The 23,260-nt window shown below is 60.4% G+C and carries 23 protein-coding genes and 1 other RNA gene; 10 read left to right on the top strand and 14 right to left on the bottom strand.

The features are described 5' to 3' along the window. Positions 1-59 precede the first annotated feature (59 nt). Genes GSQ77_RS00245 through cobT form a run of 3 tightly spaced genes read right to left on the bottom strand, consistent with a single transcriptional unit; the run spans position 60 to position 2,702 of the window. On the bottom strand, positions 60-806 hold the full coding sequence (locus tag GSQ77_RS00245) for a histidine phosphatase family protein (RefSeq protein ID WP_158897850.1): 747 nt from the start codon (positions 804-806) through the stop codon (positions 60-62). Next, complete coding sequence (locus GSQ77_RS00240; RefSeq protein WP_158897848.1) at positions 797-1,582, bottom strand: adenosylcobinamide-GDP ribazoletransferase; 786 nt, start codon at positions 1,580-1,582, stop codon at positions 797-799. The genes GSQ77_RS00245 and GSQ77_RS00240 overlap by 10 nt, the downstream gene beginning before the upstream one ends. 25 nt (positions 1,583-1,607) lie before the next feature. Beyond that, the gene (gene cobT / locus GSQ77_RS00235) at positions 1,608-2,702 is read right to left on the bottom strand and encodes a nicotinate-nucleotide--dimethylbenzimidazole phosphoribosyltransferase (RefSeq protein ID WP_158897846.1); all 1,095 of its coding nucleotides are present in this window, start codon (positions 2,700-2,702) and stop codon (positions 1,608-1,610) included. 231 nt (positions 2,703-2,933) lie between these two features. On the opposite strand from cobT, the gene GSQ77_RS00230 reads away from it, so the two are divergent. From GSQ77_RS00230 to GSQ77_RS00205, 6 genes are all read left to right on the top strand, one after another. Continuing rightward, positions 2,934-3,290: an ATPase gene (locus GSQ77_RS00230; protein WP_158897844.1), complete on the top strand. Its 357-nt coding sequence runs from the start codon at positions 2,934-2,936 to the stop codon at positions 3,288-3,290. Continuing rightward, positions 3,287-3,604: a cell division protein ZapA gene (locus GSQ77_RS00225; RefSeq protein ID WP_158897842.1), complete on the top strand. Its 318-nt coding sequence runs from the start codon at positions 3,287-3,289 to the stop codon at positions 3,602-3,604. Before GSQ77_RS00230 ends, GSQ77_RS00225 begins: the two co-directional genes overlap by 4 nt. A gap of 159 nt (positions 3,605-3,763) precedes the next feature. Then, positions 3,764-3,945: non-coding RNA, 6S RNA (ssrS, locus tag GSQ77_RS00220), on the top strand. Between the two features lie 52 nt (positions 3,946-3,997). Next, positions 3,998-4,462 (top strand): EVE domain-containing protein, encoded by a 465-nt coding sequence (locus tag GSQ77_RS00215; RefSeq protein ID WP_158897840.1) that lies wholly within the window; start codon positions 3,998-4,000, stop codon positions 4,460-4,462. An 82-nt stretch (positions 4,463-4,544) separates the two neighbouring features. Further along, positions 4,545-5,261, top strand: a complete 717-nt coding sequence (locus GSQ77_RS00210; RefSeq protein WP_158897838.1) for an SIMPL domain-containing protein — start codon at positions 4,545-4,547, stop codon at positions 5,259-5,261. 84 nt (positions 5,262-5,345) lie between these two features. Further along, on the top strand, positions 5,346-7,433 hold the full coding sequence (locus tag GSQ77_RS00205; RefSeq protein WP_158897836.1) for an OPT family oligopeptide transporter: 2,088 nt from the start codon (positions 5,346-5,348) through the stop codon (positions 7,431-7,433). 111 nt (positions 7,434-7,544) lie between these two features. Here the strand turns inward: GSQ77_RS00205 and lgt are convergent, their stop codons facing one another. Both lgt and GSQ77_RS00195 read right to left on the bottom strand, forming a co-directional pair. Then, a complete protein-coding gene (lgt, locus tag GSQ77_RS00200) occupies positions 7,545-8,462 on the bottom strand; it encodes a prolipoprotein diacylglyceryl transferase (protein WP_158897834.1) in 918 nt (305 codons plus the stop codon). 158 nt (positions 8,463-8,620) lie between these two features. Beyond that, entirely contained in the window at positions 8,621-9,541 is a 921-nt protein-coding gene (locus tag GSQ77_RS00195; protein WP_158897832.1) for a LysR family transcriptional regulator, read from the bottom strand. Positions 9,542-9,757: 216 nt separating this feature from the next. Here GSQ77_RS00195 and ilvD point away from each other — a divergent pair, with 216 nt between their 5' ends. After that, positions 9,758-11,431 (top strand): dihydroxy-acid dehydratase, encoded by a 1,674-nt coding sequence (gene ilvD / locus GSQ77_RS00190; RefSeq protein WP_158897830.1) that lies wholly within the window; start codon positions 9,758-9,760, stop codon positions 11,429-11,431. A 188-nt stretch (positions 11,432-11,619) separates the two neighbouring features. Here ilvD and GSQ77_RS00185 read toward each other — a convergent pair whose 3' ends face one another. From GSQ77_RS00185 to GSQ77_RS00175, 3 genes are read right to left on the bottom strand one after another with little or no spacing between them, the layout of a single operon-like run. Next, complete coding sequence (locus tag GSQ77_RS00185) at positions 11,620-12,165, bottom strand: DUF2486 family protein (RefSeq protein WP_158897828.1); 546 nt, start codon at positions 12,163-12,165, stop codon at positions 11,620-11,622. Then, a complete protein-coding gene (locus GSQ77_RS00180; RefSeq protein WP_158897826.1) occupies positions 12,158-12,574 on the bottom strand; it encodes a DNA polymerase III subunit chi in 417 nt (138 codons plus the stop codon). The genes GSQ77_RS00185 and GSQ77_RS00180 overlap by 8 nt, the downstream gene beginning before the upstream one ends. 20 nt (positions 12,575-12,594) lie before the next feature. Beyond that, positions 12,595-14,115, bottom strand: a complete 1,521-nt coding sequence (locus GSQ77_RS00175; RefSeq protein ID WP_158897824.1) for a leucyl aminopeptidase — start codon at positions 14,113-14,115, stop codon at positions 12,595-12,597. 109 nt (positions 14,116-14,224) lie between these two features. Here GSQ77_RS00175 and lptF point away from each other — a divergent pair, with 109 nt between their 5' ends. The 3 genes from lptF to GSQ77_RS00160 all read left to right on the top strand — a co-directional run bounded on the left by lptF (position 14,225) and on the right by GSQ77_RS00160 (position 16,964). Beyond that, on the top strand, positions 14,225-15,337 hold the full coding sequence (lptF, locus tag GSQ77_RS00170; protein WP_158897822.1) for an LPS export ABC transporter permease LptF: 1,113 nt from the start codon (positions 14,225-14,227) through the stop codon (positions 15,335-15,337). 3 nt (positions 15,338-15,340) lie between these two features. Further along, the gene (lptG, locus tag GSQ77_RS00165; protein ID WP_158897820.1) at positions 15,341-16,489 is read left to right on the top strand and encodes an LPS export ABC transporter permease LptG; all 1,149 of its coding nucleotides are present in this window, start codon (positions 15,341-15,343) and stop codon (positions 16,487-16,489) included. 79 nt (positions 16,490-16,568) lie between these two features. Further along, positions 16,569-16,964, top strand: a complete 396-nt coding sequence (locus GSQ77_RS00160) for a sirohydrochlorin chelatase (protein WP_158897818.1) — start codon at positions 16,569-16,571, stop codon at positions 16,962-16,964. A gap of 9 nt (positions 16,965-16,973) precedes the next feature. On the opposite strand, the gene cobA is transcribed toward GSQ77_RS00160, so the two are convergent. The 6 genes from cobA to GSQ77_RS00130 form a co-directional block, all read right to left on the bottom strand. After that, positions 16,974-17,747 (bottom strand): uroporphyrinogen-III C-methyltransferase, encoded by a 774-nt coding sequence (gene cobA, locus GSQ77_RS00155; protein WP_158897816.1) that lies wholly within the window; start codon positions 17,745-17,747, stop codon positions 16,974-16,976. A 44-nt stretch (positions 17,748-17,791) separates the two neighbouring features. Further along, positions 17,792-19,126, bottom strand: a complete 1,335-nt coding sequence (locus GSQ77_RS00150) for a sulfate adenylyltransferase subunit 1 (RefSeq protein ID WP_158897814.1) — start codon at positions 19,124-19,126, stop codon at positions 17,792-17,794. A gap of 37 nt (positions 19,127-19,163) precedes the next feature. Further along, on the bottom strand, positions 19,164-20,111 hold the full coding sequence (cysD, locus tag GSQ77_RS00145) for a sulfate adenylyltransferase subunit CysD (RefSeq protein ID WP_158897812.1): 948 nt from the start codon (positions 20,109-20,111) through the stop codon (positions 19,164-19,166). An 89-nt stretch (positions 20,112-20,200) separates the two neighbouring features. Further along, positions 20,201-20,932 (bottom strand): phosphoadenylyl-sulfate reductase, encoded by a 732-nt coding sequence (locus GSQ77_RS00140; protein WP_158897810.1) that lies wholly within the window; start codon positions 20,930-20,932, stop codon positions 20,201-20,203. Then, positions 20,929-21,477 carry a DUF934 domain-containing protein gene (locus GSQ77_RS00135; protein WP_158897808.1) on the bottom strand — a complete coding sequence of 183 codons (549 nt, stop codon included), beginning with the start codon at positions 21,475-21,477 and terminating at the stop codon, positions 20,929-20,931. The genes GSQ77_RS00140 and GSQ77_RS00135 overlap by 4 nt, the downstream gene beginning before the upstream one ends. Before the next feature lie 29 nt (positions 21,478-21,506). After that, the gene (locus GSQ77_RS00130; RefSeq protein ID WP_158897806.1) at positions 21,507-23,180 is read right to left on the bottom strand and encodes a nitrite/sulfite reductase; all 1,674 of its coding nucleotides are present in this window, start codon (positions 23,178-23,180) and stop codon (positions 21,507-21,509) included. Positions 23,181-23,260 lie beyond the last annotated feature (80 nt).

The raw sequence follows: 23,260 nt of genomic DNA, 5'->3' as shown, positions 1-23,260 counted from the left end.
ACAAGTTGCCGTGAGTTGATAGACCCGAAGGGGTTATCGCCGGAGTTCAACGCGGGCCGTCAAACACCGTTCCAGCTCACCAATATCCACCGCTTTTGCGACACCTTGTAACGTAACTGGCATAAGCCACCAAATGGCAGATGCCAATCGACGCAGGTAGCGAGCGGCAGGCGCAGGGCGAGTGCCGCGAGCACGCGGATGACGCCGGCATGAGCGATCACCACGACGGGACGTCCCGCCGAGTTCTTATCCGCGACCGCCGATGTCTCCGATGTCTCCGATGTCTCCGATGTCTCCGATGTCTCCGATGTCTCCGATGCGTTCGATGCGTTCGGCATGTTCGCCAATGGCGTCGCGTGCCTGCCACTCACGGCAAGCACGGCCCGCCCCAGTGTCCGTTCGCACTCTTCGAGCCACGCCCCCACACGCAGCGCCAGCATCGCGACGCTTTCACCGCCGTGAGCTCGCGCGTTTTCCAGGTCCTGCACCCAGGCGTCGATTTCTGCGCGATCAATGGCGTCCCAGGCTTGCATTTCCCAGCGGCCGAAGTCGATTTCCCGCAAACGGGGATCGGCTTGCAGGGCGACATTGAAGTGCGCAGCCAGCGGCGCCGCGATCTGTGTGCAACGCGACAGCACGCTGGCGTGCACCGCGCCAACCGGGTCGCAAAGGTTCAGCATACCGATCCGGTTCAGGTAGCGCTGCACCTCCGCGCTCGGGTCTGCGGCGAGCGGCACGTCGCTGCGTCCATAGCAGATTCCGGTCGGCACCCCCACCGCCGGGTGACGAATCAAGATCAGATCCATGCCAGCGCCAGTAGATAGATCAGGATTTCACTGAGTTGTTGAGCCATGCCGAGGCAATCACCGGTATAGCCGCCGATGCGGCGTCGATACCACCACGCGAGCAGCGCACGCAAACACAGTAACGCAAGTACGGCGGCCAGCCCGAAGCGCCACGCAGGCCAGAATAACCAGATCAAGCCAAACACAGCCGCCACGCACATCGCTGCAGCGTTCATTCGGTGCGCCACGGGCTTTGCTTTGCCGTCGCCGCCTACATAGGTGAGCGTGATCATCAGGCTGATTGCCGCGGCGCGGCTTGCGGCATGAGCGCCGATCAGCAGCCATGCCACCTTCGTGGCAGGCAATGCTGCCAGCGTCTGCCATTTCAGCAATAGCGCCAACGCAATGCCAATCGCGCCGAAAGCGCCCAGTCGCGAGTCGTGCATGATACGCAGCACATCATCACGCTGGTACGCGCCGCCAAACGCATCGCAGCAGTCGGCCAAACCATCTTCGTGCAAGGCGCCTGTCGCTAGCACAGTCGCCACCATGGACAGCAGCACCGCGACGGTCGCTGGAAACACTTTGAGCGCCAGCAAGTAGACTGCCGCACCGAGCGCGCCCACCAGCACGCCGACCAGCGGAAAATACCGGGCCGCCGCGTTCAGATAGCGCGGCTCGAACCCCACCCAGCGCGCGAGTCGCGACGGCAGAGGCACGCGCGTGAAATACATCAGCGCGGTCAAGGCATAGCGCAACTCGTCGGCAAGCGGCGTGCGGCTCGTATCGCTGGTCATAGCGCAGTTCGCCTTGCCGTCCACATCACGCCTCGCGCCCGCTGACGCCCGCCGTGTCGAAGCTGGCCATCTGCTCCATAAACGCGCTCGCCGCCCGCAGCAAAGGCAGAGCGAGTGCGGCTCCTGTGCCTTCGCCCAAACGCAGCCCCAGCGAGAGCAAGGGCTGCGCCTTGAAATGGGCAAGCAACTGCCGGTGCCCCGATTCATCCGACTCGTGGGCGAACACGCAGTAATCGAGCACCGCGGGCGCGATCCGCGCCGCCACAAGCAGCGCCGAGCTGGCGATAAAACCGTCCACCAGTATCGTCATGCGCTGCGCCGCCGCACCGAGAAATGCGCCTGTCATCATCGCGATTTCAAAGCCGGCGAACGTCGCCAACACCTCGACGGGGTCGCTACTCGCCGGATGACGCGCGAGTGCGCCGGCCAGCACCGCACGCTTGCGTGCGAGCCCGGCGTCGTCCAAACCGGTGCCGCGCCCGACACAGGCATCTATCGGCAAATCGCACAGGCGACTCATCAAGCAAGCGGCCGACGAGGTGTTGCCTATGCCCATTTCGCCGAAGCCGATGACATTGCTGCCGAGTGCCGCGTGATGGCGCACGCGTGTGGCCCCGGCGGCAATCGCACGCAGCGCCTGCGCGCGCGTCATCGCCGGCTGGTCGGCGAAGTTGCGTGTACCCGGCCCGATCGGGATGTCGATCACGCTCGCTAACCCGTGTAATGCCGGTAACGCATGTAGATCGCCCGCTACGCCGGCATTGACGACTTCAAGCGCCATCCCCGCGACACCGCTAAACGCATTGATCGCGGCGCCCCCAGCGATAAAGTTGGCGACCATCTGCACGGTAACAGCTTGCGGGTAAGGGCTCACCCCTTCGGCCACAATCCCGTGGTCACCGGCGAACACGATCAGTATCGGACGCGCTATCACCGGCGTAAGGCTGGACTGGATCAAGCCGAGTTGCAGCGCGAGCGCCTCGAGTCGTCCCAGACTGCCAGGTGGCTTGGTCTTGTGATCGATCTTTTCGCGCAACGCCGCTTCGAGGCCGCGTTCGAGCGGCGCGACCACGGGCAATTCAGGCAGCAGCGTATCAGGAGGTATATCAAGGTTGGTCAAGACGTTCAGCCTGCAATGTGAGAATAAATCGTGTTGAAGCGAACAATGCGACGGGGCGCACCTCTAAGCTACGCAGCAGATTATAAGCGCCCGCGTGCACGCCGCAGCGGCCAACGCGTGGGCTGGTAGGCTACCTTTTTTAGCCTGAACGCGATCGGGGCTCGGCCCGCGCACCGATCCGGGTTAAAATATGTGGCTCTTGAAGTACTTAGCCGACAGGACGCAGACGAGATGCTTAGCGAACTCGAACAACTCTCCCAAAATATTAGCCGGCTGATTTCTCTTAGCAGCCGGCGCATTCAGGCGCATCGCGACCTGGAGCAACAACTCGCCCTCGCCCGCGAGGAGCGCGATGCTGCGCGCGCGGCGCTCGATCCGTTGCATGCCGAGCGGGACCAATTGCGCGATGAACGTGACGCGCTAGCCGCAAAGATCGACGATGCCCAGGTCCGCCTGAACGCGATTCTGGAAAAATTGCCCCATACCAAAACCGACGACAATCAGCTCGACTTGCTCGCGCCAGGCTCGGCTCACGCCGTGGGCACGCCGCATGCCGCAGTGCTTGCCGATGAAGGAACCGATGAATGAGCAACGCCAAGCAAATCGAAGTCACTATCCTGGGCCAGCAATATCGACTGGCCGTGCAGGAGGAAGCCGAAGCCGCGCTGCTTGAAGCGGTATCTCGCGTCGATGCCGAAATGTCCAAGGTGCGCGCCTCCAGCACCGTGCGTGGTCAAGATCGTATCGCGGTGATGGCGGCACTGAGTCTTGCATCCGAATTGCTCAAGCTGCAGCAGAGCGTGCGCTTTGGCGAAGCATTTCCGGCCGACGAAATCAAGCACACTTTAGTCGAAATGAATCAGCGCATCGGTGCCGCAGTCGACAACCTGGAAAAGTTTTAAGCCCTTACACCATCTGGGCTTTCGTGTCGCTTACAAACAATAAACAGGGCTCAAATAAAGTGAGCTGCACGAGATTGAAATGCGTTGTATAGTGAAGCCATGTTGCAGACGTTTTGGTGTTGGCAGTTTCATTCTGCTTAGGCAACAACTGGTTTTCCGGTTTCCCTGCCTGGTTCGCTAAGGTCATATATTCCTTGAACCAATGCCTTTGTGCACGGTTGTGGAAATTTGTTGCGCGGGCGTGATCGTCACTCTGTCTGACGAACCCGAAGTGCTTCTAACTGCGACCACTCTTGAACCCAGGTTCAGGATGCCGGCCTGGCGGCCAAGGTGGGGATCTTAATTAACGGCATCGGATACTGTTCCGATGCCGTTTGCGTTTACGGATTCCCTATGCACTATTGGTTGATGAAATCGGAACCTGAAGAAGCCAGCATCGACGATCTGGCTCGCGCACCCGATGCCACGCTGCCTTGGACAGGCGTGCGCAACTATCAAGCACGAAACTTCATGCGCGACAGCATGCAAGTGGGCGACGGTGTGCTGTTCTATCACTCCAGTTGTGCACAACCCGGTATCGCGGGCATTGCCAAAGTGGCGTCAACGGCGTATCCCGATCCCACTCAATTCATTTCGGATAGTCCTTATTTCGATCCGAAGGCATCGCCGGAGTCCCCGCGGTGGATACTGGTCGATGTCAGCTTTGTGCGCAAGACACCGTTGATCTCCATCGCCACGCTGCGCGAACATCGGCAGCTCGAAGCGATGCGCGTGCTGGCCAAAGGCAATCGCTTGTCGATCACGCCGGTAAACGCGCAGGAATGGCGCTACATCACGGAGCATCTGGCCAAAGGCTAGTGCTGGGAACTTGCGGGGTTCGATTGCGCACTAAAGCACACTGCGCCGTGCTTACTGAGCGCATATTTTTCGGACATCGACAATGAAAAAAAATACCCTGGCACTGCTGCTCTGTCTTGCGCCGCTGACCTTCCCTGTTGCTCACGCTCAAACCCGCGACTTCAACGCGCGCCCTTCCGGCGTGCTCACGCTCGACGCCCAGGCAAACGCAGAGGTGCCGCAGGATGTCATTCACATTACGGTGTTTGATGAACAGCAGGCGAGCGACCCGGCGCGCTTGTCCGAAACCTTGAATCAGCACACGGCCCAGGCCCTGCGCACCGCGCACGAGGCCAATCAAACGGCCGTGACGGTGCAAACCGGGCAATTGACAATCTCGCCCTCGACCGACACCAACGGCAAGATCTCTGGGTGGCGCGGACGCAGCGAGCTGGTGCTGGAGTCGCACGATTTTGCCGCGGCGTCGCGCCTTGCCGCACAGCTCAATGGCGAAATGCAAGTGGCTGACGTCAGTTTCTCCTTATCGCCCGAGGCGCAACGTGATGCGCAAAGCAAGCTGACCGATCAGGCGATCGCGGCGTTCAGGCAGCAAGCGCAAGCCGCCGTCCACGCGTTTGGATACAAGAGCTTTACCGTGCGCGAAGTCAATGTCGGGCGCAACGGCGTGTTCGCGCGGCCGATGAAAATGACGCTGATGCGCAGCGCACCGGCGAGCGCACCCGCGGACAACATCCCCGTGGAAGCCGGACTCGCGACCGTGACCGTAACCGTTTCGGGATCGGTGCAGATGGCGCAGTAATGGCGCAGAGTGCCGGTGGTTCACTCCGGCACTGTGAGCCGCCCACTCATCAAGAGCAGAATAAATAATAAGCAGGAGATTCGCATGTCGACATCCACTCACGCTCACCCCGCCGGTCGCATAGCCGACGACACATCGCTTGCTGAATTGACAGTGCGCGGCATTATCCTCGGCGCGATCATCACGGTGATCTTCACCGCATCGAACGTCTACCTCGGCCTGAAAGTCGGGTTAACCTTTTCCTCGTCGATTCCCGCAGCAGTTATTTCGATGGCAGTCCTACGTATGTTTTCAGGGTCGAACATTCTTGAAAACAATATGGTGCAAACCCAAGCCTCGGCTGCCGGCACCTTGTCGTCCATCATCTTCATCTTGCCAGGCCTGGTGATGATCGGATATTGGCAAGGTTTTCCCTATTGGCAAACGCTCGCCATCTGCGCGGCAGGTGGCATGCTGGGCGTGATGTACACAATACCGTTGCGTCACGCGATGGTCGTGCAAAGCGACCTACCCTACCCGGAAGGCGTGGCTGCAGCCGAGATTCTACGGGTCGGCACACGACACGACGAGGTGCAGGGTGCCACGCTTGGCGGCACACGATCGAAGACCGTCGGCCAAGCGGAAACGGGCATCACCGAAATCGTCGCCGGCGGCGTGACTGCCGCAGTAGTTACCTTCGCGACGTCCGGGTTACGCGTACTCAGTGAAGGCGTGAACGTCTGGTTTGCCGCCGGGACGGCAGTGATTCGATTATCGACGGGCTTTTCGCTCGCTTTGCTCGGAGCGGGCTATTTGATCGGTATCGTGGCGGGGATGGCGATGTTGCTCGGCTTGGTCATCGCGTGGGGCGTCGCGGTACCGGTGCTGACTTCCCTGCATGCCATGCCTGCCGGCAGTACCTTGGCTCAATACGCTACAGGCCTGTGGAGCCACGATGTGCGCTTCATCGGCGCCGGCACGATCGGTGTCGCGGCGGTGTGGACCTTGGCAACCTTGTTCAAACCGATGTTGGAGGGTCTGCGCACGTCATTTCGCGCTTTGAGCATGGCGAAAGGAAAGATAACTATCCCGCGGACCGAACTCGACCTGTCGCCAACCTGGATCGCCGTCATCACCTTGGTACTGATCGCCGTGCTGGTCGCCACATTTGCCAGTTTTTTGGGCACTGCGCCCATCACCCGAAGTGCGATCCGGGGTTTGGTGATTTATAGCGTTCTGTTCGCGGTGTTGTTCGGCTTTCTCGTTGCAGCGGCGTGCGGCTACATGGCAGGCTTGATCGGCTCGTCAGCCAGTCCAATTTCGGGGATAGGGATAGTCGCGGTGATCCTCGTCTCGTTATTGATTCTGCTGGTCGCCAGTGGTAACGGATTGCTCGAGAGTGGCGCTGCGGGCAGACAACTGGGCATTGCCTTGGCGATCTTCACGACTTCGGCCGTGATTGCCGTGGCCACCATTTCCAATGACAACATGCAGGATCTGAAAACGGGCTGGCTGGTGGGCGCAACGCCGTGGCGCCAGCAAGTTGCGTTGCTGATCGGCTGCGTGGTCGGCGCGATGGTGATTCCGCCCATACTCGATTTGTTGTATCACGCGTATGGCTTCACCGGGGCGATGCCGCGTGCGGGGATGGACCCGGCCCAGGCATTGGCGGCGCCGCAAGCCACGTTGATGACCGCGATCGCAACGGGAATTTTTAGCGGTGCGCTCAATTGGAACATGCTCTTGATCGGCGTTACGCTGGGGGTGGTGCTGGTAGCGATCGATGAAATTTTACGGCATCGCGCGGGCCCGGCTAGATTGCCCGTGTTGGCTGTCGGTATAGGCATTTATTTGCCGCCGACGGTGGCTGCAACGCTGGTGTTGGGTACGGTGTTGGCTTGGCTGATCGAGCGTACGTTGAAGGCGCGGGCGCGCAAGCAAAATGTTCCGTATGAGCGATTTGCTGAAGCGTCAAACCGGCGTGGGGTGTTACTGGCGTCGGGGTTGATCGTGGGAGAAAGTCTGGTCGGGGTGTTGATCGCCGCCGTGATCGGATTTAGCGGTAAGGACGCACCGTTGGCGGTGGTGGGCAGTGGGTTTGGCGCTACCGCGCAATGGCTGGGGCTGATTGTGTTCGCAGCCGTGGCGTGGATGTTTGCGCGGCGAGTACTCTCGGCGCGAGCGGCTTTTTAAGCCGGTTTGACTGCGCCGACTTGATTGCGCCAATTTCATCGCGCTAATTTCACTGCGATGCGAGCGATCTCGCATCGCAGGCGGCGGGCAACCGAAATGCCCCGCCGTCCCTCAAGCCTTCTTGAGCACTTCTCGTCCCGCCGGCGCCACTGGAAACTTTCCACGTCGATACGCCCACACCAGCATCACAACTCCGGCAATAATCATCGGCAATGACAACCATTGCCCCATCGACAAGCCAAACGTGAGCAAGCCGAGAAAATCATCGGGCTCTCGCGCAAATTCGACGATGAACCGCGCGCACCCGTAGCCGATTAAGAATAGTGCCGAGATTGCCCCGATTGGGCGCGGCTTGCGGGCAAACATCCACAACACGATCAGCAGCAGGAAACCTTCGAGCGCCATTTCATAGAGTTGCGACGGATGACGTGGCAAGCCATGAAATTGTTGGAACACCGCATATAAGCCGTTTTGCGCAGCCTGCTGGGGATGTGCAGCCAACCAGGCCGCGTCGTCAGGCGCCGCCGACTGAAATAACATCGCCCACGGCGCATCGGGCGAGGTCACCCGCCCCCACAACTCGCCGTTGATGAAATTGCCGAAGCGCCCGCTCGCCAGGCCGGTCGGCACGAGCGGCGCGACGAAGTCGGTCACCTCGAGCCAGGTACGTCCGCGTTGCCGCGCGAACACCACCACCGCAACGACCACGCCCAAAAAGCCCCCGTGAAACGACATGCCCCCTTCCCAAACTTTGAAAATATCGAGCGGGTTGGCAAAGTAGTAGCTTGCCTTGTAAAACAGCACATAGCCTAGTCGGCCGCCGAGAATCACGCCCAGCACGCAATAAAACAGCAAATCGTCAATGTCCTGCGCGCGCCAGCCGGCCGCCGCAACGTGCGGCTGACGCAAGCGGATACGACCCAGCACGATGGCCATAATGAAACCGACCAGATACATCAGGCCATACCAACGCACGGCCAACGGACCCAGATGAATCGCTATGGGGTCAAAATTCGGATGAATCAGCATCGAGGGAATGCACTCCAAAAATCAGTGAATCGTAAAAGCGGCTGGCTTGTGTACTTGCTATCTGCCTGCTGCGTGTCTGGTTGGCTTGTGCGTCTGCTTGTGCTTGTGCGTCTGCTTGCATGGCGGCTTCTGTGTCTCTAATGCCCCTATCAGGCATGCTAGCCTCGAATCGACAGCGCAAAGCGCCGCGCAATCGCGATGAAACCTTCCAGCACCGGACTAACCTCGGAATTACGCCAGACCAGCCCCGTTTCGACCACCGGCTGCGCGTCGCGCAGGGGCCTGTACACCACACCAGTGCGCTGCAGATTACACAACGATTGCGGCACCAATGCGACTCCCATGCCCGCCGATACCAGACTGACTATCGTCTGCATCTGGATAGCTTCCTGCCCAATCTGCGGCACCAAACCTGCCTGAGCGAAGCAATCCATAATGATGTCATAAAAGGCCGGCGCCAAGCGCCGCGGAAACACAATCAACGCAATCCCGGCCAGTTCGCGCAGCGTTATCGGTGTCGCGGCGTCGCTGCCGATCAGCCGAGCTTGCGTTTCGGACATTGCTACTACAAGCGGCTCGCGGGCAATCGGCAAGTAGACCAATTGGGTAGCGAAACGCGCCGGGATCGGCGGGATGATCAAGCCCGCATCGACCCGGCCCGCCATCAATTCTTCGATTTGCACGTCGCTCGTCGCCTCGCTGAGTTGCAGGCGCACACCCGGATGCAATTCACCGAAACGCTGTAACAGCGGCGGCAGCACGCCGTAATCGGCGGTGGAAACGAAAGCCAACGACAACAGCCCCGCCTCGCCTCGCGCCAGGCTTTGCGCCATCGGCGCGAGCGCGTCCGCGCCCGCCAGCAGCCGCCGCACTTCAGGCAATAGATCGCGCCCGACCGCGGTAAGTTCAACCGAACGCTTGGTACGCAGGAACAACGGCGCGCCCAAGCTCTCTTCAAGCGAACGGATCTGCTGCGACAACGGCGGCTGGGTCATCGCCAGACGCTGCGCGGCGCGGCCAAAATGGCGCTCCTCAGCCACTGCGACAAAATAGCGCAGTTGGCGTAGATCGAAAGACATAGCCCAAGGTTCCTTATGCCGCCGGACATGGCAGCTACACATACGTTGAAGACACTGGACGCGATACTGCGAGAACCGACAGGTATTAATACTTTAAACGACCTAATAGGCACTGAATAATATATTTGACACGCATCAAAGGAAACCTCATTCTTGCGCCTACCCGGCCCACGGTGCATTCTGTGTGGGCTCAGCTTTTCTTTGTGGAGACTCGACATGCCCTATAACCGCCGCTCGAAAAATATTACGCAGGGCGTCTCGCGCGCCCCCAACCGGTCGATGTATTACGCGCTCGGTTATAAAGAGGAAGATTTCGACAATCCGATGATCGGCATCGCCAATGGCCATTCGACCATCACGCCGTGCAATTCCGGACTACAAAAACTGGCCGACGCGGCCGTCAGTGCCGTCAAGAGCGCCGGCGCCAATCCGCAGATTTTCGGCACGCCGACCATTTCGGATGGCATGGCGATGGGCACCGAAGGCATGAAGTATTCGCTGGTGTCGCGCGAAGTGATTTCCGACTGCATCGAAACCGCCGTGCAAGGTCAGTGGATGGACGGCGTGCTTGTGATCGGCGGTTGCGACAAGAATATGCCCGGCGGCATGATCGCGCTGGCCCGCGCCAACGTGCCAGGTATTTATGTATATGGCGGCACGATCAAGCCAGGCAATTGGAAAGGCAAGGATCTGACGATCGTTTCATCGTTCGAAGCGGTCGGCGAATTCACCGCCGGACGCATGAGCGAAGTCGATTTCAAGGGTATCGAGCGCAACGCCTGCCCGAGCAGCGGCTCATGCGGCGGGATGTACACGGCCAACACGATGAGCTCGTCGTTCGAAGCGCTGGGCATGTCCCTGCTGTATTCGTCGACGATGGCCAACCCCGACGAAGAGAAGGTGACCTCCGCAGCGGCTTCCGCCCAGGTGCTGGTCGAGGCGGTCAAGGCCGACCTCAAGCCGCGCGACATCATTACCAAGAAGTCGATCGAGAACGCCGTGGCGGTGATCATGGCGACCGGCGGCTCGACCAACGCGGTGTTGCATTATCTGGCGATCGCCCACGCTGCCGAAGTGGAATGGGACATCGACGATTTCGAACGGATGCGCAAACGCGTGCCGGTGATTTGCGACCTCAAGCCATCAGGCCAATACGTGGCGACCGATCTGCACCGCGCCGGCGGCGTGCCGCAGGTGATGAAGTTGTTGCTCAACGCAGGCTTGATGCACGGCGATTGCATGACGATCACCGGCAAGACCCTGGCCGAAGAGTTGGCACACGTGCCCGACGTGCCGAGCGCCGACCAGAAGGTCATCTACCCGATCGAGCAAGCTATTTACAAGGAAGGCCATCTGGCGATCTTGCGCGGCAATCTCGCGGTCGATGGCGCCGTGGCCAAGATCACCGGCCTGAAGAGCCCCGTCATGACCGGCCCCGCACGCGTGTTCGAAGACGAGCAAAGCGCGATGGCCGCGATCTTGGCCGATCAGATCAAGCCGGGCGACGTGTTGGTACTGCGTTATTTGGGTCCGAAGGGCGGCCCCGGGATGCCTGAAATGTTGGCGCCCACCTCCGCGCTGGTCGGCCAGGGTCTGGGCGAATCGGTCGGGTTGATTACCGATGGGCGTTTCTCGGGCGGTACCTGGGGCATGGTGGTCGGGCACGTGGCGCCCGAAGCGTTTGCCGGCGGTACGATCGCTTTGGTGCACGAAGGCGACTCGATCACGATCGATGCGCATCGTCTGGTGTTGGAGCTACATGTCGACGAGGCCGAATTGAGCAAGCGTCGCGCTGCATGGAAGCAGCCAGCGCCGCGCTATACGCGTGGCGTGCTGGCCAAATACGCGGCGCTCGCGCTGCCGGCCAATAAAGGTGCAGTGACGGGCTGAAGCTGCGGCTACGGCTACGGCTACGGCTACGGCTACGGCTACGGCTACGGCTGCAATAGGAAAGGGCTGGATCGCAACCGTTCACGGTTTCGAATCCAGCCCTTTTCGTTTGAAATTCTGCTGGGCGTGGCCCGGTTTCCCGCCGCTGCGCCACGTGTGCAGCCCGACTCGGCAGAGTCGGCTTCTAACTACTTGCCCGAGCCCGTTGCGCCGTTCTGGCGCTCCAGCGCTTCCACTACGGATTCATAAATCCACTGACGGATCTGGATCTCGAGCATCAGTGTGACTTCCGCTGAAATCTGCTCGACCATCTGGGCCGTGTGCGTTTCCAGCATGCTGCGGCAACGCAGCTCGATCAAGCCGCGACCGTCTTTGCGAAGATAATCGTTGAGCTGTCCGCGCATGCGTTCCGCAAAGTCGCCGGCGCTATCCATCGTCAGCTCTGGCGCTTGCAGCGGCATCGCAGGCTCTCGTGGGCCAGGGCTCGCGTAAGCCGAGCTGAACGGCGCGGCGGGGCCGACGCTGGAGGCCGTGTTAGACGTAGGATTGAACCCACTCCCGCCCGCAGTTTGCCCTAAAACCCCCTGCACCCCAGCGCGTGCCTTCGCGGGGTCGCCCGTGGCCAGCACTTCCGTCAGGACCGGCACGGCCTGCGCAGCAGCGGGCTTTGCTGAGGCCGCATTGGCACGTGCGGCACTGCCCCATCGCAATAAAGGTTCGGCGCGTTTAAACATTGGGCTTATAGGTATTCATCGGATAACCGCGGTCGCGGTAAAAACGGTAGCGCTCACGCCCCGCGGTCAAATCGTCGGGCGCATCGCCTACCACCTCAAGCAAACGTTCGAAGCGCGCAAAGCGCTCCGGCACTGTAGCCCCCAGGTTGAGCAAAATCCGGTAATGCGGGGCATCGTCGAATTGCTCAGCCAGTACGACTGGGGTCACCGCCGCAAGTTCACTGCCCAGAGCACAATGGGGAATGAAGTCCAGCGGCGAAAAAGTCCAAAGCAGCGCATCGAACGCCTGCAAAATCTGCGCCTCGCCCGTCACCAGCACAGGCTGACCCGCGAGGTAGGCCTTGCGTGCCAAGCGGCACGCATAGGCGAGTTTATCGCCGACGTTGGTATGGAAATCGACTTGCGTCATCCGCTTGCCCGCGTCGCCTATCAGGCCGTACGGTCGATCAGGTACTGCGTGAGCAAGGGCACCGGACGTCCGGTCGCACCCTTGGCCGCGCCGCTCTTCCAGGCCGTGCCGGCGATATCGAGGTGGGCCCACGGATACGCTTCGGTGAAGCGCGACAGGAAACACGCCGCGGTCACGCTACCGGCGGGGCGCCCGCCGATGTTCGCGACGTCGGCGAAATTCGACTTCAGCTGATCGTGGTATTCGTCGTCCAGCGGCATGCGCCAGGTCGGATCGATCGCCGTCTTGGAGGCCGCCAGCAAGGCGTCGGCCAGCGCATCGTCTTTCGAAAACAGCCCCGTATTGTGATGGCCCAGCGCAATGATGCAAGCGCCGGTCAGCGTCGCTACGTCGATCACCGCTGCCGGCTTGAAGCGCTCGACATAGGTAAGCGCGTCGCACAGGATCAGGCGCCCTTCGGCATCGGTATTGAGGATTTCGATGGTCTGCCCGGACATGCTGGTGACCACATCGCCCGGCTTGCTGGCATTGCCGTTGGGCATGTTTTCACAGGTCGGCACAACGACGATGACGTTCTGCTTGAGGCCCATCTCGGCGACCGCGCGCAGCGTGCCCAGCACAGAGGCCGCGCCGCACATGTCGTACTTCATTTCGTCCATGCCTTCGCCAGGCTTGAGCGAAATACCGCCCGTATCGAAGGTGATGCCTTTGCCTACCAGCACCACCGGTGCTTGTTTGGCCGCCCCGCCCTGATAATGCAGGACGATGAAGTGAGGCGCTTCGACCGAACCCTTGGCGACGGACAAAAAGGAACCCATCTTGAGCGCTTCGATCTGCTTTTGACCCAGTACTTCGACTTTGAGTTTCCAATCGCGTGCCAGCTTCTTGGCCGTGTGGGCAAGATAGGTCGGGGTACAAACGTTGCCCGGCAGATTACCCAGATCGCGCGTAAGATCCATGCCGTTGGCCAGTGCGACACCTTGTTTGACGGCAAGCTTGGCGGCCTTCTCATCGGTCGTGTCGACGGTCAGCACTGCTTTTTTCAGCGACCCGGGACGTGCTTCGGGTTTGCTTTTCATTTGCGTGAATTTATAAGCAAGGTCGCGCATCGTCACCACGGCGGTACGCGCCGCCCAACTGGCGTCGCGTTCCTTGACCGGTTCCTGGGCCAAGGTCCACACTACCTGGGCCACCTGCGTGTCGGCCAACGCGCGCCAAGCACTGCGAGCCGCTTCGGTATAGGCTTTGTGACTGAATTTGTCCTGTTTGCCCAAGCCCACCAGCAGCACGCGGGCAGCGCCTATGCCCTGCACTTCATGCAGCATCAGCGTGGAGCCGCTTTTGCCGTCGAAGTCGCCGGCCTTGATCAGCCGGGTAATCAACCCCTTGGTGGCGAGATCGACCTGATGCGCCGCACCTGCCAGGGTCTGCCCTTCGAACAGACCCACCACGATGCAATCGGATTTGCCGCTCAGTGAACTATTGAGTGAACCGTTTTGTGATGCTTTGTTCCAATCACAGCCTTTTATGCTAAAGTCCATCGCGCTAATCCTCGGAGAAAGTCATGGCATTCGTTGCGGTTTGCCGTAATTATCCGCTATTTTTCCCTGCGGCGGCGGTCCGCACGCCCGAGGCGCAAACCACCCCATCATGATTTTCGAACGTTCCCTGCAACGCGAGCTTACCTACACAGCTGCTGCTGTGTTTATGGTACTGCTGACCATTATGTTGACGACGATGATGATACGCATCGTCGGCTTCGCCGCGTCCGGCCAGGTCGACCCGCGCGATGTGGTGGTGCTGATCTCGCTCACGGTGGTCGGTTATCTGGCCGTGATGCTGATCGTCACCCTGTTTGTCTCCATCCTGTTCGTGCTGACCCGCTGGTATCGCGACTCCGAAATGGTCGTGTGGCTGGCCTCGGGCGTCAGCCTGACGCGTTTCATTCGCCCAATCGCGCACTTTTCGGCGCCTATCATCGCGCTGATCGCGTTTTTTGCCTTCGTCGGCTGGCCGTGGTCCAACGAGCAAAGCAAATTGCTGCGCGACCGTTTCCAGCAGCGCGACGATGTTTCGCTGCTAGCGCCTGGGCAGTTCCGCGAATCGCCGCTGAACCACCGCGTATTTTTCGTCGAAAAGATGTCGCCGGACCAGAAGCACGTGGAAAACGTGTTCGTGACCTCGACCGAGAACGGCAAGGTCAGCGTGATCGTATCGAGCCAAGGCCACGTAGAGATCTCGCCCAACGGCGACCGCTTCGTGGTGCTGGAAAACGGCCGCCGTTACGATGGCGAGCCGGGCGCGCTCGACTACAAGATCATGGAATTCCAACGCTACGGCGTGAAGCTTGAAAACGCCCAGTTGACGAGCATACCGACCGCTTCGACCACGTCCACGCTGGCACTGCTGCAAGCGCCGACTCCAGCCAATCTGGCGGAGTTCGCGTGGCGCGCGGGCTTGCCGCTGATTGCGATCAACCTGTTCCTGCTGGCCATACCGCTTGCGTATCAAAATCCCCGACGCGGACGCACCATCAACTTGGTACTGGCCGTGCTGATCTACCTGACTTATTCGAATTTACTGAACCTCGTGCAAAACTGGATCGAACAACAAAAGCTCTCGTTCGTATTCGGCCTGTTGTTCCTGCATGTGATCGTCGCCGTCGTAGTCGCGGGTTTGTTCTGGTTCCGGGTACGCAACCGGCCGTTGTTCCCCCCCTCGCTGTTTCGGCGTGCTGACCGCAACGACGGCAAGGAGGCGTAACGGATGCGTATTTATGAGCGTTACTTCGCGCGGCAAATCTACCTCACGTTCGCGTTTGTCCAGTTTGCGTTTATCGGGCTGTTCTTCTTTTTCGATCTGATCAACGAACTCAATACAGTCGGGCACGGCAATTACAAATTCAGTTACGCGGTATTACGGGTACTGCTGCTTACGCCGTCGCGTTTCTACGAGATTATCCCCGTCGCCACATTGATCAGTTCGATCTTCGTGTTCTCGACGATGGCGTCGACGTCGGAATACACGATTTTCCGCGTGTCCGGCCTGTCGACCCGCATGTCGCTGATGTCGCTATTGAAAATCGGCGTACCGCTGGTGATCGTCACGTTCGTGTTCGGCGAAGTGATCAGCCCGTACTCGGACCAACTCTCGGAGCGTATCCGCCTGGAAGCACTGGGCTCGGCGGTGTCGACGAATTTCCAGTCCGGGGTATGGGTCAAGGATACTGTCAAGGATGACGAGGAAGGCCGCAATGTGACGCGCTTCGTCAACGTCGGCAAGTTGAATCCGGATACAACGATCGAGAACGTGCGGATCTACGAATTCGACTCGCACTTCCGGCTCAATGACGTGCGCCTCGCAGCCAAGGGCTCGTTCGTCGCACCCGATCACTGGCGCCTGCAGAACGTGACCGTAACGCAACTGCAGAGCCTGGTGCCCAATACATTCTCACCGGCGACTGCACTCACGCCGGTGTACCGCTCGAGCGTGAGCAAGCTGCCTGAATACTTGATGCGCTCGCAATTGACGCCGGCGATTCTGTCGGTGTTGCTGATCGCACCCGAGCGCATGTCGATTTACAATTTGTTCGGCTATATCAGTCACTTGCAGCAAAACCAGCAGGATGCGCAAACCTATCGCATTGCGCTGTGGCGCAAATGCGTCTATCCGTTCGCGGTGTTCGTGATGCTGGTGCTGTCGTTGCCGTTTGCCTACCTGCATACGCGCGCGGGCGCCGTCAGCGTCAAGGTGTTTGGCGGCATCATGCTGGGCATGAGTTTCCAGTTATTGAACACACTGTTCTCGCATATCGGCACGCTCGATACTTGGCCCGCTCCTATCACCGCGGCCGCGCCTGGCTTGCTGTACCTGTTGCTGGGTCTGGGCGCGCTACGTTGGGTGGATCGGCATTGACGCGCGGCACTGAAGCGCTCGGGGGCGGCTGCCGCGGCTAAGCCGGGGCAGATAAGCGCGATGTCTCGGGAGTCACATCATGAGTAAAGACAATTCGCAGGGCGTCGTTCTGTTTGGTCACGGCGCTCGCGATCCGCGCTGGGCCGAGCCTTTTGAGCAATTGGCCGAGGTGTTGCGCAGCCAGCGCATCGCTAACGGCGATACGGGGCCGGTGACACTCGCCTTTCTGGAGTTGATGCAGCCTGATTTGCCCAGCGCCATTGCGGCTCAGGCGGATGCCGGCTGCGACGTCGTTACCGTCGTTCCGGTGTTCTTCGGTCGGGGGTCACATTTGCGGGAGGATTTGCCGGCGCTGCTGGCGGCTTGCCGAGCAGCGCACCCCGCGCTTGAAATTCGCTGCACCACGGCCGTGGGGGAAGATTCTACGGTGCAGGCGGCCATTGCCAGTTTTTGTCTAACGCAGATAGGCGCTTAGGTCAGGCTATCAAGCAGCGCTCAACAAGCCCGCACTCACCTGTTCTTGCAGCACGTCGCCGGCCAGCCCTTGCGCTGCACGCGCCGCAAACGCCTCGCCTATCATCACCAGGCTCGGTTGCGCGGCGTCGAGCCAGCTCTGCGCGCGCCCATGCGCCAACTCACCCAGCGTCAACGTCAAGGTGCGTTCGCGCGGCGTGCTGCACGCCTCTACCAGCGCTACCGGTGTCGCCGCATCGCGTCCGGCGGCTAGCAACTGCTGCGCGATCTCGGGGGCTGCATCGCGGCCCATGTAGAAGACCAGCGAATCGGCATTCACATGCTCGCGTATCTCTTCGGAATCGGCTGCCCGGCTGTAAGTGGCAAACGCGACCGAGCGGGCCACGCCGCGCAGCGTCAGCGACCGCCGCAACGTGGCGGCACTGGCCAGCGCCGCGGTAATCCCCGGCACGACCTCATAAGCGATGCCTGCGGCTTCCAGCGCCCGCATTTCCTCGTCGGCGCGGCCGAACAACATCGGGTCGCCGCCCTTCAGACGAACCACCACATCGTGCCCACGTGCCGCGTCCACCAGTTGCTTGTTGATAAAATGCTGCGCGGTCGAACGCTGACCACAGCGTTTACCCACCGCAATCAAATGAGCCTGCGCCGCCATTTCGAGCATTTCGGGTTCTATCAATGCGTCATGGAGCACCACCTGGGCTAGTCCCAAAATGCGTGCGCCGCGCACTGTAATGAGGTCGGCCGCCCCAGGTCCCGCACCGATCAGATAAACCTTGCCCATATCGAATCTCACTGTGTGATCACCACGACCGCAGCCGCTCGGGTTCACGAAGAATATGCACGAATCATACCCGCAGCGACCGTATGATGCGTCGCTTCGTCGATCAGCACGAATGCGCCGGTCGCCGGATGGCTATCGTAGGTGTCGCACACCACGGGCTTTTGCAGCGTCAACGAGACCGCGCCGATATCGTTCATGCTCATGTCGAGCCGGTCGGTCGCCTGTGACAGCGTATGCACGTCCAGCACCTCGCGCACGGCACTCACCTTTGCAAACACCGTGTTTGCGGTCTGCTTGAGCAGGTATTTCCGTTGCTGCGACAGCGGCTCCTCGTCAAACCAGCACAAGTCGGCTTCCAGCTTGCGCGCCGGCACCGGCGCGTGCTGTTCGGCAACGAACGTGTCGCCGCGCGAAACGTCGATGTGCTCGGCCAGGCGCACCGTCACGCACTGCCCCGCGTACGCCCGTTGCACTGGACCTGTACCGCCCGGCACCGGTGCGATGATTTCGGCAACCGTCGCGCGACGATCGGCCGGCAGGATAGTCAGCGTCTGACCGACCACGATTTCGCCCGATTCGATGCGCCCCATGTAGCCGCGGAAGTCGTCGGCCTGGTTGCCGTCCTGGCGAGCAACCCATTGCACGGGAAAGCGCAGCGCACCGGTATGTTCGTCACGCGCCGGCAGCGTTTCGAGTATCGCCAGCAAGGGCTCGCCCGCGTACCAGGGCATCGCTTCGCTGGCCGTTACCAGGTTGTCGCCCTTGAGCGCCGAAACCGGCACAAAAATGACGTCGCTCAGGCCAAGCTGGCGTGCCAGCAATACATAGGCCTGACGGATTTCGTTAAAACGCTGCTCACTGAAATCAACTAGATCCATCTTGTTGATCGCGACAATAACGTGCTGCAATCCGAGCAGTCGCACGATCGCACTGTGACGCTTGGTCTGTGGCAGCAATTGCGCAGCACCGGCCGTGTCATACGTCACGCGGGTGGCGTCGACCAGAATAATCGCCGCATCGGCGGTCGAAGCGCCGGTCACCATATTGCGCGTGTACTGCTCATGACCCGGCGTATCGGCCACGATGAATTTGCGTTTGACGGTGGCAAAGTAACGATAGGCGACATCGATGGTGATGCCCTGCTCACGCTCCGCTTCCAGTCCGTCGGTCAGCAACGATAAATCGATCTCGTCGCCCACCGTGCGTTTATTCTTGGCGCGCGAAAGCGCCGAAAGCTGATCCGACAGCACAGCCTTGCTGTCGTACAGCAAACGTCCGATCAAGGTGCTTTTACCGTCGTCGACGCTGCCCGCGGTAATAAAGCGCAGCACGCCAAGATCCAGCGTGGTTTGCGTGGTTTCCGATGTTTTAGTCGTCATGCTTTATGCTCCAGCTCAAACCGGCAAGGCGGCGAGCTCAGAAGTAACCTTGTTTTTTACGTTGCTCCATCGCAGCTTCCGAAGCCTGATCGTCCATGCGGGTTGCGCCCCGCTCGGTGATCTCGGTCACGGCCGTCTCAGCGATGATCTGCTCCAGGTTGGTCGCATCGGACTCGACCGGGCAGGTGCAACTGATATCACCCACCGTGCGAAAGCGCACCGTGGCCATTTCGCTCACGTCGCCCTCGCGCATCGGCGTGAGTGGCGTGACAGGAACCAGCAAACCGTTGCGGCGCACGATTTCGCGCTGATGCGCGTAATAGATCTCCGGCAATTCGAGGCGTTCGCGCGCGATGTATTGCCACACGTCGAGCTCGGTCCAGTTCGAAATCGGAAACACGCGCAGGTGCTCACCGGCATGATGGCGCGCGTTATACAGACTCCACAGCTCGGGGCGTTGCGATTTCGGATCCCATTGACCGAACTCGTCGCGAAACGAAAAGATCCGTTCCTTGGCGCGGGCTTTTTCTTCATCGCGGCGCGCGCCGCCGATCATCGCGTCGTAACCGTATTGCGCGATCGTCTCGAGCAAGGTCACCGCTTGTGCAGCGTTGCGCGAATCGGTCTCGCGACGCAGGCGCACGGTACCGCGCTTGATCGAATCCTCTACATGGCCTACCACCAGCTCGGCGCCGATTTCAGCGGCGCGACGGTCGCGAAAGTCGATGACTTCCGGGTAGTTGTGACCGGTGTCGATATGCACTAACGGGAACGGCAACACCGTGCGACGGTTCGGGCCCAGGCCAAACGCCTTGAGCGCAAGATGCAGCACGACGACCGAATCTTTACCACCCGAGAACAGCAACGCCGGCTTGGCGCACTCGGCCACCAGCTCGCGCAGAATGTGAATCGACTCGGCCTCTAGCCAATCGAGGTGGTCCATGCGTGTCGCCGCAACCGGCGGGGCATCTAAAGTGAAACCCATGATCTAGGTCCTTCGTTGGAACATTTGGTTTTTCGAAGTTGGGAAGTGGACAGCCCGGGCACGCCAGGCGCCAACTTCACGCACGCTATTCAGTTCGGTGCGGGCGCAATCGCGATATGCAAGCCGCATTCCTTGGACTCGCGCGATTCCCACCACCAGCGTCCGGCGCGACTATCTTCGCCAGGACGTACCGCGCGCGTACAGGGCTCGCAGCCGATGCTCGGATATCCACGTGCATGCAGCGGATTGACCGGCACGTCGAAAGCACTCAGATAAGCCCACACGTCGGACTCGCTCCAATCGGCAAGCGGGTTGTACTTCGCGATCCCGCGTGCGGCATCCTGCTCTTCCAGATGCAACTCGGCGCGGGTAACCGACTGTTCGCGCCGCTGGCCTGTCACCCAGGCCTGCACGCCGGCGAGCGCGCGATTCAACGGTTCGACCTTGCGAATTTCGCAGCAGCGTTTGCGCAGATCGACGCTTTCGTAAAACGCATTCGCGCCTTGCGAGGCCACGTATTCGGCGACCGCTTCGCGCTGCGGATGCAATTGTTCGATCGCGTAGCCGTAGCGCGCTTCGACCTTGTCGAGCATCCCCAGCGTCTCGGCATGCAAGCGGCCGGTGTTGAGCGAGAAAATGCCGATGCCCAGCTTGCGCGACAGGATCGCATGGGTCAGGACCATATCCTCGGCGGCCAGGCTACTGGCCAGCTTGACCGAGCTGTGGCGCTGCGCGATCGTGTCGAGAAACATGTCGAGCTCGGCAATCTTGGCGGCCAACCCGTGCTCCTGCGCTACGCGCGCAGCTGCGACGGCAGTCATGCTGACGTCCCAGCGTGCACGGCGCGGCGGCGGAATAACGGGTTAGGTTCGTCTTGCGCGGCCTGATAGCTGACAGTGAATTCACCAAAGGCTTTCAGTGCGTCATGAATATCCTTGTCGGCGCGCACGGCAAAGGCGTCGAAACCGACGCGCGACATAAAGAACAGTTGATCGCGCAGCACGTCGCCAATCGAGCGCAGCTCACCGTTCCAGCCGTAACGCGAACGCAGCAAGCGCGCAATGCTATAGCCACGGCCGTCGCGAAACACTGGGAAATCGATGGCAATCAGGCCCAGCGCGGCAAAGTCGTCGACCAGTTCGGCCGGCTCCTGATCGGGGTCCAGCCATACGCCCACTTGTTCGGGCGCATGAGTGGCGATCAGCGCTGCGCGATGCGCTTGCCAGTAGACAAACGGCACGATCACCTTGCTCGAAGGCAGTGCCGCCGGCTCAGGCAGGCTACCGTCTTCGGCCGCGCGAATCACGGTCCAATCGTCGCTGACCACCGTCGGGGTAGCCGCGACCAATTTGATAATTTCTGACATGAAGATATCTCGGTACTGTGTCGGTTACGTTAGGCGGTGGCGGGCTGGCGGGACGCGTAGACGCGATCTTTGAACGGCGCGAGGCCGACGCGCTGATAGGTCTCGATAAAACGCTCGCCGTCGATACGCTGCTCGACGAACGTCTCGATCAAGCTGCTGACCACGTCGGGCATTTCTTCCGCCTTGAACGACGGACCGATCACGCGGGCCAGCTTGGCGCTGTTACCCTGCTCGCCGCCCAGCGACACCTGGTACCACTCCTCGCCATCCTTGTCGACACCGAGCACGCCGATGTTGCCGACGTGGTGATGACCGCAGGAATTGATACAGCCAGAGATATTCAAGGACAAATCGCCCAAGTCGTAAACGAAATCGAGGTTGTCGAAACGCGCTTGGATACCTTGTGCGATCGGAATCGACTTGGCGTTGGCCAGCGAGCAGAAATCGCCGCCGGGGCAAGCAATGATGTCGGTCAACAGCCCGATATTCGCGGTGGCGAAATTCAACGCCTTGGCGCGCAACCACACAGCGTGCAGGTCGCGTTTACGCACATCGGCCAGAATCAGGTTCTGCTCGTGCGACACACGCAGTTCGCTGAAGCTGAATTCATCGGCCAGGTCGGCCGCTGCATCCATTTGCACGTCCGAGGCGTCGCCCGGGGGCGAGCTGACACCCGGTTTGAGCGACAAGGTCACGCTCGCATAGCCGGGCACCTTGTGCGGACGCACGTTGCGCTCGACCCAACGGGCAAAAGCGCGCTCGTCCAGCAGATGCTTCTCGTACGAAGTATCGGTGTCGGGCAACTTTTCATAGGCCGGGGCCGAGAAGCAGGCCGACACACGCGCGAACTCTTCTTGCGTGATGGTGGTCTGCTGATCCTTGAGGTGGGCCCATTCGGCTTCGACTTCCTCGGCGAACTTCGCCGGACCGAGCGCTTTCACCAGAATTTTGATGCGTGCCTTGTAGATATTGTCGCGACGGCCATAGCGGTTATAGACGCGCAACACGGCCTCGCAATAGCTCAGCAAATGGCGCACCGGCAGATCTTCGCGGATCACCGAGCCGATGATAGGCGTGCGGCCCAGGCCGCCGCCGGCCAGTACGCGCGCCACAACTTCGCCGTGCGCGTCTTTGTACAGGAAGATGCCGATATCGTGAATCAGCACCGCGGCGCGGTCTTCGCGCGCGCCGCAGACCGCGATCTTGAACTTGCGCGGCAGCCAGGCAAATTCAGGGTGGAAGGTCGACCACTGGCGCAGGATCTCGCAGTACGGCCGCGGATCGACGATTTCGTCGGACGCCACACCCGCGAATTGATCCGAGGTGATATTGCGCAGCACGTTGCCAGACGTCTGGATCGCGTGCATCTGCACCGACGCCAGCTTGGCGAGGATCTCCGGGGTATCTTCGAGCTCGATCCAGTTGTACTGGATATTCGTGCGCGTCGAGAAATGGCCATAATTGCGATCATGCTCGCGCGCAATGCGCGCCAACATCCGCATCTGGTCGCTGCGCAGATGTCCGTAAGGAATGGCCACACGCAACATGTAGGCGTGGCGCTGCAGATAAAGACCGTTCTGCAACCGCAGCGGACGGAATTCTTCTTCGGTCAACTCGCCCGACAGACGCCGGCGCACCTGGTCACGAAACTGAACGACACGTTCATCGACAATCGTCTGATCGTACTGATCGTACTGATACATGCAAGGACCTCAGTGGTTCTGGAAGCCGGTGCTACGCACTGGCATCGAAAATAAATTTCGACAGAGGTGGCGAAAACCCG

The organism is Burkholderia sp. L27(2015) (assembly GCF_009765705.1).
In the GTDB taxonomy this organism is placed as follows: domain Bacteria; phylum Pseudomonadota; class Gammaproteobacteria; order Burkholderiales; family Burkholderiaceae; genus LMUX01.
This window is presented reverse-complemented; position numbering and strand designations above follow the sequence as displayed.

What these genes read in the sequence shown, in the direction of transcription:
- GSQ77_RS00215 (WP_158897840.1), top strand. Translation starts at nt 3,998, where the DNA reads ATGCACTATTGGTTGATGAAATCGGAACCTGAAGAAGCCAGCATCGAC.
- GSQ77_RS00135 (WP_158897808.1), bottom strand. Translation starts at nt 21,477, where the DNA reads ATGTCAGAAATTATCAAATTGGTCGCGGCTACCCCGACGGTGGTCAGC.
- GSQ77_RS00150 (WP_158897814.1), bottom strand. Translation starts at nt 19,126, where the DNA reads ATGACGACTAAAACATCGGAAACCACGCAAACCACGCTGGATCTTGGC.
- GSQ77_RS00210 (WP_158897838.1), top strand. Translation starts at nt 4,545, where the DNA reads ATGAAAAAAAATACCCTGGCACTGCTGCTCTGTCTTGCGCCGCTGACC.
- GSQ77_RS00245 (WP_158897850.1), bottom strand. Translation starts at nt 806, where the DNA reads ATGGATCTGATCTTGATTCGTCACCCGGCGGTGGGGGTGCCGACCGGA.
- GSQ77_RS00240 (WP_158897848.1), bottom strand. Translation starts at nt 1,582, where the DNA reads ATGACCAGCGATACGAGCCGCACGCCGCTTGCCGACGAGTTGCGCTAT.
- lgt (WP_158897834.1), bottom strand. Translation starts at nt 8,462, where the DNA reads ATGCTGATTCATCCGAATTTTGACCCCATAGCGATTCATCTGGGTCCG.
- GSQ77_RS00205 (WP_158897836.1), top strand. Translation starts at nt 5,346, where the DNA reads ATGTCGACATCCACTCACGCTCACCCCGCCGGTCGCATAGCCGACGAC.
- GSQ77_RS00180 (WP_158897826.1), bottom strand. Translation starts at nt 12,574, where the DNA reads ATGACGCAAGTCGATTTCCATACCAACGTCGGCGATAAACTCGCCTAT.
- lptG (WP_158897820.1), top strand. Translation starts at nt 15,341, where the DNA reads ATGCGTATTTATGAGCGTTACTTCGCGCGGCAAATCTACCTCACGTTC.
- GSQ77_RS00140 (WP_158897810.1), bottom strand. Translation starts at nt 20,932, where the DNA reads ATGACTGCCGTCGCAGCTGCGCGCGTAGCGCAGGAGCACGGGTTGGCC.
- GSQ77_RS00130 (WP_158897806.1), bottom strand. Translation starts at nt 23,180, where the DNA reads ATGTATCAGTACGATCAGTACGATCAGACGATTGTCGATGAACGTGTC.
- GSQ77_RS00160 (WP_158897818.1), top strand. Translation starts at nt 16,569, where the DNA reads ATGAGTAAAGACAATTCGCAGGGCGTCGTTCTGTTTGGTCACGGCGCT.
- cobA (WP_158897816.1), bottom strand. Translation starts at nt 17,747, where the DNA reads ATGGGCAAGGTTTATCTGATCGGTGCGGGACCTGGGGCGGCCGACCTC.
- GSQ77_RS00195 (WP_158897832.1), bottom strand. Translation starts at nt 9,541, where the DNA reads ATGTCTTTCGATCTACGCCAACTGCGCTATTTTGTCGCAGTGGCTGAG.
- GSQ77_RS00185 (WP_158897828.1), bottom strand. Translation starts at nt 12,165, where the DNA reads ATGTTTAAACGCGCCGAACCTTTATTGCGATGGGGCAGTGCCGCACGT.
- GSQ77_RS00230 (WP_158897844.1), top strand. Translation starts at nt 2,934, where the DNA reads ATGCTTAGCGAACTCGAACAACTCTCCCAAAATATTAGCCGGCTGATT.
- ilvD (WP_158897830.1), top strand. Translation starts at nt 9,758, where the DNA reads ATGCCCTATAACCGCCGCTCGAAAAATATTACGCAGGGCGTCTCGCGC.
- GSQ77_RS00175 (WP_158897824.1), bottom strand. Translation starts at nt 14,115, where the DNA reads ATGGACTTTAGCATAAAAGGCTGTGATTGGAACAAAGCATCACAAAAC.
- cysD (WP_158897812.1), bottom strand. Translation starts at nt 20,111, where the DNA reads ATGGGTTTCACTTTAGATGCCCCGCCGGTTGCGGCGACACGCATGGAC.
- GSQ77_RS00225 (WP_158897842.1), top strand. Translation starts at nt 3,287, where the DNA reads ATGAGCAACGCCAAGCAAATCGAAGTCACTATCCTGGGCCAGCAATAT.
- lptF (WP_158897822.1), top strand. Translation starts at nt 14,225, where the DNA reads ATGATTTTCGAACGTTCCCTGCAACGCGAGCTTACCTACACAGCTGCT.